This is a genomic window from Telmatobacter sp. DSM 110680 (assembly GCF_039994875.1).
In the GTDB taxonomy this organism is placed as follows: domain Bacteria; phylum Acidobacteriota; class Terriglobia; order Terriglobales; family Acidobacteriaceae; genus Telmatobacter.
This window is the reverse complement of sequence record NZ_CP121196.1, coordinates 4,354,077-4,365,997: the sequence shown is the minus strand read 5'-3', so window position 1 is coordinate 4,365,997 and position 11,921 is coordinate 4,354,077. Positions and strand designations below refer to the sequence as shown.

Genomic DNA, 11,921 nt, shown 5'->3' with positions numbered 1-11,921 from the left:
TCCATCTGCCGCAAAACCAACAAAGCCATTCTGCCGTCTGAACTGCAGGAGAAAGCATGAGAGTGAAACTCGCAGTTCTTGCGCTCGCTGTAATTCTTGTTTCTGCGATTAAAACCGAAGCCTCAACCCTTCCAGACTCTTGCGGAAGCGACAAGATCAAATTTGAAGTCAAGACAGAAAAGGATCATCCCGCTCCTTCATTGCTGGATCCAAGCAAAGCTCAGCTCATTTTGATCCAGACTGAGAATCACATGATCACGCCGTTTCACGGCGCAACCGTTCGCTGGGGCATGGACGGAGCGTGGATTGGCGCCGACAACGGAGATTCCTACTTCGTTCTCACGGCACAGCCTGGCATCCACCATCTCTGCGCGAATTGGCAATCGGCTTTCAAAACCCTGAATAAAAACGTGGATCTGACTTCCTTCACTGCGGAAGCCGGCCATGTCTACTACTTTCAGGCTGACGTCCATGTCGAGTCGCAGCAGTCCGTCAGTTTCGCCCTCACGCAAGTGAACGAAGACAAAGGTCAATACCTTGTTAAGACCTTTGCGCAAAGCACATCGAAGCCGAAGTAGCCGGTCACCTGTCATCGCGCCCCGGGGCATCTTTCATGTATAACCACGAAGGATGCCGTTCCACCGCCCACTCAAGAACTCCGACTCCCGCTCCAGCATGTCCAGCGGCGTCGATGCCATTGTGCAGGCGGAGAAACTCCTTCAGATCGCGCTGATGCTCCCCTGTGCCGCCGTTGTTGGCTGGCTCATCGGCTCTTGGGCTGACAAGCATTTCCACCAGACCTGGATCGCCATCGCCGGTATTGTTTTCGGAGCCGTATCCGGACTTGTCTACGTGATCCGCATGGCGCTAACGGCTGAGCGCGGCACCCGCAATGAAACCTCGGCCCAAAACGGATCTTCGGATGGGCTCGACGACTCGCAAAAATGACCACGGACATGAAGCAAGAGACACATCCTCTCCTCGAGCTATCCAACGATGCCGCTGAAGTAATGCTTCAGAAGGCCATGCGTAACTCACTCATAATAGGAGTAGTTGCCTCGATAGTTATCCTCGTAGCATCGGGCTGGCGAAATGCCGCCATGCTTATGACCGGAGCCCTGATTTCTGCGGGCAGCATTTTCGAGTGGCAGCGGCTCGCGCGCGTAATTCGCGCCAAATTGGAAGATCAAAAAACGCCACGGAGCACTGCTGCGGTGGTTGTCTTCTTTATGCTTCGGCTCATCATCTACGCCGGGGCCATCTATGTTAGCCTAAAGTGTTTCCAGGGATCGGCAGTTGCCCTGCTCTGCGGCTTGGGTTTGGCAGCACTTACCATCATGTGGCAAGCGCTCCGGTTGCTCCTGGATTGACGCCTGCAAGATCGAGGAATTACCGTCCTCGCTCCACCGCGTAATTTACGAAATACGCGCTTAATACAGAAGGAAACGGAAAGACCAAGTCTTCATGCCTGAACCTTATGCTTTGACTCGCCTGCTTAATCAACTATTCGGCGGCATCGTCACATCCATCATGCAGATGCTGGGCATCCACCCGGCAACCCCAGGCGCGCCCTTTAGCAACACCTTCTCGGTGGAGTTGATCGTTGTTGCGGCCTTGATTGCGTTTTTCATCGTGGTACGGCTTACGCTGTCGCCAGACAAGCCCGGCCCCGTCCAGCACGTCGCTGAATTGATTTCGGAATTCACCGGCAACATGGGGGAGCAGGTCATTGGTCACGGCTATGAAAAGTATCAGGCGTATGTCACCTGCATCTTTTTGTTTGTCCTGTGCAATAACCTTGTGGGGCTCATCCCCGGCGTGCCTGCGCCAACCACGTCGCCTGCAGTTCCGCTGGGCCTGGCCCTGCCCACATTCCTCTACTACAACTTCCAGGGCTTCCGCGCTCACGGCATCGGATACCTGAAGCAGTTTGCTGGTCCGATCTGGTGGATGGCATGGCTGCTTATCCCCATCGAGCTCGTCTCGCACTTCGCCCGCATCATGTCGCTTACCATTCGTCTCTACGCCAACATGTACGCCAGCGACATGCTCACACTGGGCTTCTTCTCGCTGATTCCGATCGGCGTTCCATCCGTCTTTCTAGGGCTGCACGTTTTTGTATCGTGCATTCAGGCGTTTATTTTCATGCTGCTTTCGATGATCTATCTATCGCTGGCAGTCTCGCACGACGCGCACTAAGCGCCAACCACTCGTCTAAGACGAGAAAAAGATTCCGCCGGAGAGCGCTCCCGCTCCGGACCACGGCAGGCCGCAAGCGTGAGGGGACCAGCACGGTGAGTCTCAACCACCCACTGGTGGCCAAATCCAAAGGGAAGCAGGAGAACTATGCGCAAGTTTCAATACGTATTCATGGCACTGGCCGTACTCTGCTTCGCCGTTCCGGCGTTTGCTGACGGCGGTTCGGCTGCTATCAACCTGGTGCCAATTGGCGCCGGAATCGGCATGGCGTTGGCTGCTGGTCTTTGCGGACTCGGTCAAGGCAAGGCCACAGCTTCGGCTTGCGAAGCATTGGCCCGCAACCCCGGCGCTCGCGGCGGCTTGATGATCTTCCTGATCCTCGGCCTCGCGCTCATCGAGTCCCTCACCCTGTTCACGCTGGTCATCATCCTGCTCAAGGTCAAGTAGACTCAGCACGCACGACATAACAAAACGGGCCCGTCACTACGACGGGCCCGTTTTTCGTCTGCTAGAAACTATCGATTGGCCGGGGCATTCGCTCCCCGCTCGCTGTTTACCTCTTCTGCCTGCATCATCTGTATCGCCTGTTTGTAACTGGTGCCTGCTGGGACTGAAGCGAACTGACTCTCATCTTCCGTAGTATCGAAAACCTTGGTCTTGAAGATCACGCGTCCGGTCATCTTCATTTTGAAGTGCACAACGTGCCATTGATGATCGCCCACGTCCGACTGCTCAATCAGGATCCATCCACCCTTGTTGAGTTGTCCGAGAATTCCCCAGCCGAAATCCACATCCTGTTGCAGGTGGCCTTCCAGCCTTACAACGCGTTCCTGTGCCTTATCAATCCAGATTTCGCCGGTCATTTGCGTCAATATCTGGGTCTCAAGGTTTGGTGCATTGAACTTTGGATCGGGCGTAAAGGCAAACTTCTCCACTTCTCCACCAGCCCCCTCGTCGCTTCCCTCGTCGTGGTATACGAATGCAGTTGGAAGGGAACGCAGCACTTTCAGCGCCCTTGCGGAATCATCATCTTCCGCCTGCTTCCGGTGGCGCTGCCTGGCCGGATCGTTTAGAAGCGCCGCTAGCCGCGCCTGTTCTTTTTGCTCATCCGCCGCGCTCAAGGGCGCATCGTTGACGCTTAAAAGGCGAGCCACTGCACCGTCTTTGGTCTCCAGGATTTCCTTAGTTGAAATCAATCGCGGACTCGACTTCCGCAAGCGATAACGCATCGGATGCTGCGTGTCGCCGGCTGCGCGAATCTCGTTCTCCAGCGCCCTTTTTACGAGCGAGTCATCGCCACGCACTGCTCCACCCTGGCCTGCTGTAGTCAGCGGGAAAAACAGAATCAAAATTGCGAGGAAGCGCACTGGCAACAGTTTATCGTCCTGCCTTCCAATCCTGGTGTGTGTTTCTTTAGTTTTGGATGTCACAGGGGGACTACGGTTTCTTAAATTGAACCTCCTCGCCCCGATGCTATAGTTCGATAAGGAACTTTGTGTGATTAGTGAGGTTTCCCGGCAGCTTTGATCCTGGCTGTGGGTTACGGAAATCACTTGGTTTCAAGACAATGGACGCCATTTTTTGTGGCGCAGGTCGAAGTCAAATAATTTTGGAAGGGAATTGATCCATGGCAACCGAAAATGGTTCTGCTCGGATAGGCAAGTCCGTCGTGATTCGCGGGGAAGTAAAGGGCGGAGAAGATTTGATCATCGACGGCCGTGTCGAAGGAACCGTGACTCTGACGGAGAGCCGACTTACCATCGGCCCAAGTGCGAACGTTGCTGCGGATCTCGCGGCCCGGGACATACTTATTCAAGGCGAGGTTCACGGAAATATCGTGGCTAGCGGCCGCGTAGAATTGCGGTCTGGCTGCTCGGTCGAAGGCGATGTACGCGCGCTGCGACTCGCGGTGGAAGACAATGCCATCTTCCGCGGCAAAGTCGACCTTACGCAAGGCGCCAAGACTCCAGAAGCCCCCCCGGCAACCAACTCCTAACATCGCTGTGTCAGAGGGACGCTCCATGTGTGCGGTGCGTCTATCCCAAGGAATTTTCTAAGTGATTCGCCGTTGGTTCGACAAGAAAGAGGGCGCTTCGTCCACTGGCTCAGGCACCAGCGGGCCCCGCATGCCGCGTCATTCGGGTGGATGGGCGGCATTGCGCAAACGTCTTCAGGCAGAGCCGGGTCTTCGCATCATTGATTCGGGCGCTACGTCCCCTACGAATATCAACTACCTCACCAGCCTCGGTCATAGCGTCTTCATGACCGATCTGGCTACTGAGGCATGTACAGGCGCCTGGCAGAGGGGCGTTGACGCAGACGACAAGCCTATCTATGACACAGAGGGTTACTTAAAACAGACGCTAGACTTCGGTGGCAAAATGTATGACATCGTGCTGCTCTGGACGGCGCTCGATTATCTTCCCGAGCCGTTCGTGCCAGCCGTTGTCGGCCACCTGCATGCGTCGCTCAATCCGGGCGGCCAGGTCCTGGCTTTCTTTCATACTCGAAAGCAGCCGGAAGAGTCGGCACATTGCCGGTTCCACGTCACAGCGGACGACACGGTTGAGATGCAGTTGGCCCAGCCGTTTCCCCTGCAGCGAGCCTTCACCAACCGGATCATTCAGGATCTGTTCGATCAGTGGTCGGGATTCCGGCAGTTCCTGGCCAAGGACAGCATTTCAGAAGTGATCATTACTCGCTGACAGCGTTCAGTCACCCCTTCGCATCCAACCATCTGCTCTTTTCCAGAACTAACCTCAACTGGAGCGATTATGAATTTTCTGAAAGGCACGCGCATCACTTGGCTTGGACATGCCACAGTACTCGTCCAAACCCCTAAAGGCACAAACATCCTGATTGATCCCTTTATCGAGCACAATCCCAAATACCCCAAAAACTTCAAGCTCCCTGAAAAGATTCAGTACATACTGCTGACGCACGGACACGGTGACCACATGTCCGATGCTGTGCCAGTTGCCAAGAAGCATAATTCGAACGTCGTCGCGATCTATGAGCTGGCCGCGTACGTCAACAAACAGGGTGCCGAGAACATTACCGGCATGAATATCGGTGGAACGGTCCAGTTGGATGATGTGGCCGTCACCATGGTCGAAGCCAAACACTCTGCCGGCGTCGAGGGCAAAAGCGGTTCGCAGTACGCAGGCATAGCAGCTGGCTTCGTATTAACCATCACCGGCGGTCCCGTGCTCTATCACGCAGGAGATACCACGGTCTTTGGCGACATGAAGTTGATCAAGGATCTTTATCATCCCGAGATCGCCATGCTGCCCATTGGTGGCTTCTACACCATGGGACCAAGGGAAGCTGCACTAGCCGGACAATTCCTGGAGCCGAAAGCGATATTGCCCATTCATTTCGGCACCTTTCCACCGCTGACCGGAACTCCCGATCAGCTTGCAGAACATTTGAAGAATTCAATCGAAGTAATGCGGGTGGCGCCCGGCGAATCGATCTGATCAGAGAATCCGCAAATAAAAACGGCTGAGGAATGTCCTCAGCCGTTCTTATTTACTCAGGCTACTTTCCGCCCGAAGCCTTCCGCTGTCTTTCCCAGCGGCGCCTTACTGCGTCCGCAATGCGCTTACGGCCTTCCGGGCTGAGATTGGACTTCCTCTTTTTGCTCTTTCTGGTTGTTCCAGTTACCGATCGGCTCGCACTCTTCACCGCTCCGCCATTCAGCAGTGCTCGTGCGCGCTGCAATTGAGCAATCTCGCGATCGATCTGCTGCAGTATCTCTGCCACTCCCACCGTGCCTCCTTGGAAGATCCCGGCGCAACTCCACCCACCAATGCGCGTAGATCTGACTCACTTTGAATTGAGGTTTCTGAGGAATGACGATAGCGAATTATCAAGGCAATGACAAACGAAAAAGAGTAACCGGCGTTGACTTTAGTGTGATAACTCCAGAGATAGATATTGATATTTTCTCTCGATTGTTATTGCCCTAAAGTAACGTGTCTGCATATAACGCACAGTACCTGACGTATAACACGGTTGCATAAGTTAGTTATCGCGACGATCCTTGGTTCTGTGTGGGTATAACAGCATCAACCCGACGGCTATACGCCGCGGGGAGCTTTTGAAGAAGGCGGTGTCGGTTCATGAACCCCGGATGGAGAAGTAGTTGCAGGCAAGTCCTGTCCGCCTATGCGAAGTGTTGGTGACTCTGAGGCTCGATAATTCCGCAAGTCGCGGAGAATCTCCACCTTCTCACGCGCATACTGTCCTGCCAGCCGCGTTAATGCGTACGTGATGATGTCGCTGTGGTGCAGGTCCTGTACAGATGGATCACGCCTCATGTTCAGCCAAAGGCGGTGCACTAGCTGAACATCATCCGGTCCGAGCGTCGGAGCATGTGGACCGATGTAGAACACCTTGGTCTCACCGTTCGCGCCCACCACGTAGAAATTGAACTGGCGTTTGGGTTCTGGCAATGCCTCCCACGCCTGCCCCATGTGAAACGCCTGGTCCTCTGCCGTCATTGAGGTCGACTGCCCCGAGACGACCGAATCCACTTCGAGCGAATTCGCGCCTTGTACCAGAGCGGCAAAAACATCGCCCGCCGGCACCACGAGAAGGGACACCTTCTTGCCAAAGCTTTCTGCTACCGATACAGCCTTGGTAAACAGCATCTGCTCGTGCTCGCTGAAGCTCTGGTCCTCAGCGCTTAGATATTCGGGGCCGCCCGCGCCCATCATGCGTACGCTCATCACCACAACGTCGCGATCTTCGGTCTTGGTGCGAGCCAGCACCCACTTCAATGCAACCGGGTTGTTTGAATCGCGCATCGTGACCATCACGCCACCCGGCCTCACCGCAACCGACTCCCGGCTGATGGTGTCCTGATGTTCCAACTGGAAGTGGTCCTTCATCTGTCGCGCTGTCAGAGCATGTTTGCGCAGGTTCGCCCGCTCCGACACTGTGAAAATGATGAAGAAGGCAGCAGCAAAGATAATGCCGCTGACAGTCGCAATCGATTTCGTGAAGAGGTTCGTAATTGCCGTTGAAAGCAAAACGAGAAAGACACAGAAAAGCCCGATCGGGACTTCAGTCTTGCCGATCTTGATATTGGGCGGAACCTTCCAGCCGCGCTCTCCGTGGTACTTCCAGCGCAGCACCAGCATCGCCAGGCTGTTGAAGGTGAACGACCAGATCACGCCGAAGGCATAAGCCTCGCCCAGGGTGATCACGTTGCCGCGCGTGGCGATAATCGTAAACATTTGCAGCGCGAAGACAAGGTTTACGATGCGATGGCTGGTACCGAATTTCGGGTGCGGTTTGCGGAACCAATCCGTCAGCACGCCGTCTTCAGCAACGCGCATCAGCACACCGGTCGATCCAATCATCGACGTGTTAATCGCGCCCGACAGAATCAGGAAGCCCACAAACACGACGAAGACCCGAAACACGACTCGCCAGAACATAGGGCCAACCATGTACATGGCCAAGCCGGCGATCAGGTTGTTTTGGTAAATCTGCGTACGCGGTCCGTCCGGAATCAGCATCGACGCCAGCAACGTCGCGCCACCGGTAAAGATCAGGCTGTAGATCGCAATAACGATCGCGGCGCGCTTCAGGTTTTTGAGCTTCGGGTGTTGTATCTCGCGATTGACCTGGGCGAGGCTCTCCTCGCCGCTCATGGCCAGGATGGAATGCCCAAAGGCCATGATGATTCCGAACAAGCCGAAGATTGGTAACCCGGTGCCCTTCAAGAATCCCAGTGCATCCGTGCTGAATTTCAAGTGAGAGGGAGTCGGTGGTGGAGGCAGATGCACGCCAACGACCAATACGGAGTAAGCACCCCAGATGAAAAGTACGACCACCATGATGGTCGTGATCTGCATAACCCGCAAAGCCTTGTCGCTCGACTCCTCAATGCCCTTGATGTTCTGCCACCAGTAGTAAATAGTGACCGCCGCTGCGAACACCGCTGAGGTGTAGTTCATGTCGAACTGAAAGGGACTGCCATGCGCATCCATCAGCGCTGGTGGCAGCCAATGGCTGTTGTTGGCTACCGTCATCAGTTCGTTCATCAGGCCGGTGATGTATTGACCTGCCGATACACCCGAGATCGGTCCTGTGAGGATGTAGTCAAACATCAGCGCCGACACGCTGAGCTTCGCGAAGGTACCACCCAGGGCTTCCTTCACGACACGGTAAACACCGCCGCGCGTGAACATCGAGCAGCTTTCCACGTACACCGCGCGTACGGCAAAGCTGAACAACATGATGCCGAGAATGAACCAGGGCGCAGCCGCTCCTACCGCCTGTTCGGCGATGCCGCCTGCATAAAATGCGGATGAGCCTAAGTCATTGAGAACGATGGCGGCGGCACGCCAGAAGGATATGAACGTGAGCATCACGGAGGATGCCACGATAAGCCGGACGCGGTCTGACGGTGGGGCTACGGTCGTTCGAGTGGATGCCATTACTTATTGCGCCAGCCAGGTGTTTCTACCGCTTAAAGTCAAAAAGGGCTCGTTTTCCCGCCGCCCTTGGCTGAGTTTAGTGCTGAACGAAGCAGCCGTCAACCACTAAACGGAAATGCTTGTAAACAGGATGGAAATGTGACGTGTGCTGAGGGCGTTCACTCTTCGCCGAATAGTTCCTTGAAGTCTTCGACAAAGCTGATCAAGACCACCACGGCCGACCCCGCAAGGCCAACAAAAAACATCGCCTCGAGGGCTTTTATTGCGAATGTGCCTAGAACCATAGAAGAAATTGTAAATGGTTTCTGACTCTAAGATCTTTGAAATTGGCCAAAACGATCGCAGTCTCCATTCGTTCCGTTGAAATCGCCCTGAATTGCGACAGCGTTTCCTTCTCTCAACGAATGTTTGTGATTCGCCAACAGCGCCGGCGTCCCTTCGCCAAAGCCCAATGCATTAAACTCCACCCTGTATGCGCTGGCATTCAATAAGGATGTGGGCGGCGGCAGTTCTATCCGCGGCTCTGCTGGAATTGCCGTTCCCACTGGCTGGCCCCATGCCGCCTTGGCGCAGCGTCTTCGCATGGTTCGGCCTCGTGCCTCTTCTCTGGGCCATCCTTAATCCCGCTATGGTCGATCATCCCCGCCCTTTGCGTCGCGCCTTTCTGGTGGCCTATCTTTGCGGGGTCTTCTGGTACATGGGCAACTGCTACTGGATCCGCGACACCATGCTCCACTATGGCGAGATGCCGGCCGGTGCACCGGTCCTGCTGCTCATCGGCTTCAGCTTGGTCCTCGGCCTTTACTTCGGATTATTCGGATTGGGAGTAATGCTGGTTCGCCGCGCAACCGGCAAGTCGAATCTCGCTCTCGCTGCAGCCCCCTTCCTATGGGTGACACTTGACCTCGCCGCCTCCCGCATCACCAGTGTTCCCTGGGACCAACTCGGCTACTCACAAGTCGACAACGGCATTGTGAATCAGCTAGCACCGTGGACAGGTGTGTACGGCATCAGCTTCGTTCTTGTTGCGATAAATGCGCTCATAGCTGTTGGCACTGTTGAGACAAGTGATCGCCGCCGCTGGCTCACAAGCGCCGTGGGCGTTCTCCTCGCCGCCACAGGTTTTGCTGGAATCGCCCATCAACCTGCCAAGTCCTCAACAACCACCGCCGCCGTCCTCGTCCAACCCAACCTTGACGTAGGCGGCGATAACGACTGGTCCGGCCCCGGCGAATGGGATCGACACATCGCGGAATTCACGCATCTCGCTAGCGAGCAATGCAAAACCTACATCGCCGGAATTCCGCAGACCGGAGCACCCAACGGCGAAATCATCTGCCCGCCTTACAACACTCATCCGGATCTCATCGTCTGGCCAGAAGCACCTTCTCCCTTCTTCGAGGGGGATCCACGATTCCAGAATTCGATGGCCGCTCTTACCCAATCGAATCAGGCTCCACTCATCATCGGCGGTCTCGCTGCTGATTTGTCGCCTCAAAACGAAGAACTCGACTACAACGCTGCCATGGTTTTTGGCGCTGACGGCGGTCGTTTCGGTCGCTACGAGAAGATTCACCTCGTCCCCTTTGGCGAATACGTTCCGTTTGCCCAGTACCTCACCTTCGCGCACAAACTTACAGGCCGTGTCTCCAAATTCACGCCCGGTGAGCGACGCAAAGTCTTCCGTCTCAACGGACACTACTACGGCATCTTCATCTGCTACGAAGCCGTGTTCGCCGACGAAGTCCGCCACTTCGCCCAACTCGGCGCCGAGGTCCTCGTCAACATCAGCGACGACGGTTGGTACGGGGACACCAGCGCCCCATGGCAGCACCTCAATATGGCCCGCATGCGCGCCATCGAAAACCGCCGCTGGCTTCTGCGCGACACCAATAACGGCGTCACTGCTGTCATCGACCCCTACGGACGCGTCCGCCAGAGCATTCCGCGCCATCAAATTGACGCTCTGCCCGCCCAATACGGCTTCCGCGACGACATCACCTTCTATACAGAGCATGGCGACGTGTTCGCGTGGCTCTGTGCCATACTGAGTCTGGGCCTCATGGGCTGGTGTGGCAAAGCCAACCTCCGGCTCGCAATTCAAAACAAAGTCAGGTCCTAAGAGCAAACATGGCATTAACTGATCTCGAATACGCCTACGCTCCGGTGCGCGACCAAGTCCGCGACCTGCGGGAGTATCTTTGACCCTGCTCGCCTGCGCAGGGAACTAACCGCAATCGAAACTAAGCTTGCCGACCCAGCAATGTGGTCAGACACCGCCGCCAGCAAACCGCTGATGCGTGATCGCAAGCGCCTCGAATCTCTCATCGCCGACGACGAAAAACTTGTCAGCCGCACCAGCGACATCGATGCCTACTTCGAACTCGCCCGTGAAGGCGAAGATGTCCTCGCTGATCTCGAACGCGACATCAAGGCCCTTGCCACTTTTACCGAGGAGTTGGAAGCGCGCACCATGCTCTCCGGCGAGGCCGATCCTCTGAATGCCATCGTCACCGTGCATCCCGGCGCCGGCGGCACCGAGAGCCAGGACTGGGCCGAGATGCTCTTGCGCATGTATCTCCGCTGGGCCGAGCAGCAGGGTTTCAAGACTGAGATGAATGACTACCAGGACGGCGAAGAAGCTGGAATTAAATCAGCGACCTTCACCATTACCGGCGAATATGCCTTCGGTCAACTGGCCGGAGAGAGCGGCGTTCATCGCCTGGTGCGCATCTCGCCGTTTGACTCTGCGAAGCGACGCCACACCTCTTTCGCGTCCGTCTATGTCTCCCCCGAAATCGACGAGACCATCAACGTCGATCTCAAGCTCGAAGATCTGCGCATCGATACCTATCGCTCCGGCGGCAAAGGCGGCCAGCACGTCAACACCACCGACTCCGCCGTACGCATGACGCACCTCCCCACTGGAATCGTGGTGCAGTGTCAGAACGAGCGTTCCCAGCACAAGAATCGCGAGAAGGCGATGAAGATGCTCCGCTCGCGCCTGTATGAATATGAGCTCGAAAAGAAGCGCGCTGTGAGCAAGAAGCTCGAAGACTCCAAGCTTGAGATCAACTTCGGCTCGCAGATTCGCTCTTATGTTCTGCAGCCCTATCGCATCGCAAAGGATCACCGCACCAAGGTAGAAGTCGGCGACGTAGACAAGGTGCTCGATGGCTATCTCGAGCCTTTCCTGCGCGGATACCTGTTAGCCAAGCGTCGAGGGACCGCAGTCTCAGCCGGCCCGGAAGACGAGTTGGAAGTGTAGTA

13 protein-coding genes are annotated in these 11,921 nt (G+C 55.8%); 10 read left to right on the top strand and 3 right to left on the bottom strand.

The window, feature by feature from the left end; translation table 11 throughout:
• Nucleotides 1-56 precede the first annotated feature (56 nt).
• The 5 genes from P8935_RS17975 (at nt 57) to P8935_RS17955 (ending at nt 2,646) form a co-directional block, all read left to right on the top strand.
• Nucleotides 57-578, top strand: a complete 522-nt coding sequence (locus P8935_RS17975; protein WP_348261678.1) for a hypothetical protein — start codon at nt 57-59, stop codon at nt 576-578.
• Between the two features lie 52 nt (nt 579-630).
• Nucleotides 631-948, top strand: a complete 318-nt coding sequence (locus P8935_RS17970) for an AtpZ/AtpI family protein (protein WP_348261677.1) — start codon at nt 631-633, stop codon at nt 946-948.
• Between the two features lie 8 nt (nt 949-956).
• On the top strand, nt 957-1,370 hold the full coding sequence (locus tag P8935_RS17965; protein ID WP_348261676.1) for an ATP synthase subunit I: 414 nt from the start codon (nt 957-959) through the stop codon (nt 1,368-1,370).
• Nucleotides 1,371-1,464: 94 nt separating this feature from the next.
• A complete protein-coding gene (atpB, locus tag P8935_RS17960) occupies nt 1,465-2,199 on the top strand; it encodes a F0F1 ATP synthase subunit A (protein WP_348261675.1) in 735 nt (244 codons plus the stop codon).
• 147 nt (nt 2,200-2,346) lie between these two features.
• Nucleotides 2,347-2,646 (top strand): ATP synthase F0 subunit C, encoded by a 300-nt coding sequence (locus P8935_RS17955; protein WP_348261674.1) that lies wholly within the window; start codon nt 2,347-2,349, stop codon nt 2,644-2,646.
• Between the two features lie 68 nt (nt 2,647-2,714).
• On the opposite strand, the gene P8935_RS17950 is transcribed toward P8935_RS17955, so the two are convergent.
• Nucleotides 2,715-3,572, bottom strand: coding sequence for a hypothetical protein (locus P8935_RS17950; protein ID WP_348261673.1), 858 nt, complete (start codon nt 3,570-3,572; stop codon nt 2,715-2,717).
• A 254-nt stretch (nt 3,573-3,826) separates the two neighbouring features.
• Between P8935_RS17950 and P8935_RS17945 the strand changes: the two genes are divergently transcribed.
• The 3 genes from P8935_RS17945 to P8935_RS17935 all read left to right on the top strand — a co-directional run bounded on the left by P8935_RS17945 (nt 3,827) and on the right by P8935_RS17935 (nt 5,678).
• A complete protein-coding gene (locus P8935_RS17945; protein ID WP_348261672.1) occupies nt 3,827-4,195 on the top strand; it encodes a polymer-forming cytoskeletal protein in 369 nt (122 codons plus the stop codon).
• 61 nt (nt 4,196-4,256) lie between these two features.
• Nucleotides 4,257-4,904, top strand: coding sequence for a class I SAM-dependent methyltransferase (locus P8935_RS17940; protein ID WP_348261671.1), 648 nt, complete (start codon nt 4,257-4,259; stop codon nt 4,902-4,904).
• Between the two features lie 69 nt (nt 4,905-4,973).
• Nucleotides 4,974-5,678, top strand: coding sequence for a metal-dependent hydrolase (locus tag P8935_RS17935; RefSeq protein ID WP_348261670.1), 705 nt, complete (start codon nt 4,974-4,976; stop codon nt 5,676-5,678).
• Between the two features lie 61 nt (nt 5,679-5,739).
• On the opposite strand, the gene P8935_RS17930 is transcribed toward P8935_RS17935, so the two are convergent.
• Both P8935_RS17930 and P8935_RS17925 read right to left on the bottom strand, forming a co-directional pair.
• Nucleotides 5,740-5,964: a hypothetical protein gene (locus tag P8935_RS17930; protein WP_348261669.1), complete on the bottom strand. Its 225-nt coding sequence runs from the start codon at nt 5,962-5,964 to the stop codon at nt 5,740-5,742.
• Between the two features lie 317 nt (nt 5,965-6,281).
• Nucleotides 6,282-8,651, bottom strand: coding sequence for an APC family permease (locus P8935_RS17925; RefSeq protein WP_348261668.1), 2,370 nt, complete (start codon nt 8,649-8,651; stop codon nt 6,282-6,284).
• A gap of 472 nt (nt 8,652-9,123) precedes the next feature.
• Between P8935_RS17925 and lnt the strand changes: the two genes are divergently transcribed.
• Together lnt and prfB are read left to right on the top strand one after the other, a co-directional pair.
• Nucleotides 9,124-10,773 carry an apolipoprotein N-acyltransferase gene (lnt, locus tag P8935_RS17920; protein ID WP_348261667.1) on the top strand — a complete coding sequence of 550 codons (1,650 nt, stop codon included), beginning with the start codon at nt 9,124-9,126 and terminating at the stop codon, nt 10,771-10,773.
• Between the two features lie 8 nt (nt 10,774-10,781).
• A protein-coding gene (gene prfB, locus P8935_RS17915; RefSeq protein WP_348261666.1) for a peptide chain release factor 2 occupies nt 10,782-11,919 on the top strand; the annotation gives its coding sequence in 2 pieces (ribosomal slippage) (nt 10,782-10,853 and nt 10,855-11,919; 1,137 coding nt in all).
• Nucleotides 11,920-11,921 lie beyond the last annotated feature (2 nt).

Coding starts and splice junctions, on each gene's coding strand:
- atpB (WP_348261675.1), top strand. CDS start 1,465: ATGCCTGAACCTTATGCTTTGACTCGCCTGCTTAATCAACTATTCGGC.
- P8935_RS17965 (WP_348261676.1), top strand. CDS start 957: ATGAAGCAAGAGACACATCCTCTCCTCGAGCTATCCAACGATGCCGCT.
- P8935_RS17970 (WP_348261677.1), top strand. CDS start 631: ATGCCGTTCCACCGCCCACTCAAGAACTCCGACTCCCGCTCCAGCATG.
- P8935_RS17945 (WP_348261672.1), top strand. CDS start 3,827: ATGGCAACCGAAAATGGTTCTGCTCGGATAGGCAAGTCCGTCGTGATT.
- P8935_RS17935 (WP_348261670.1), top strand. CDS start 4,974: ATGAATTTTCTGAAAGGCACGCGCATCACTTGGCTTGGACATGCCACA.
- P8935_RS17955 (WP_348261674.1), top strand. CDS start 2,347: ATGCGCAAGTTTCAATACGTATTCATGGCACTGGCCGTACTCTGCTTC.
- P8935_RS17925 (WP_348261668.1), bottom strand. CDS start 8,651: ATGGCATCCACTCGAACGACCGTAGCCCCACCGTCAGACCGCGTCCGG.
- lnt (WP_348261667.1), top strand. CDS start 9,124: ATGCGCTGGCATTCAATAAGGATGTGGGCGGCGGCAGTTCTATCCGCG.
- P8935_RS17975 (WP_348261678.1), top strand. CDS start 57: ATGAGAGTGAAACTCGCAGTTCTTGCGCTCGCTGTAATTCTTGTTTCT.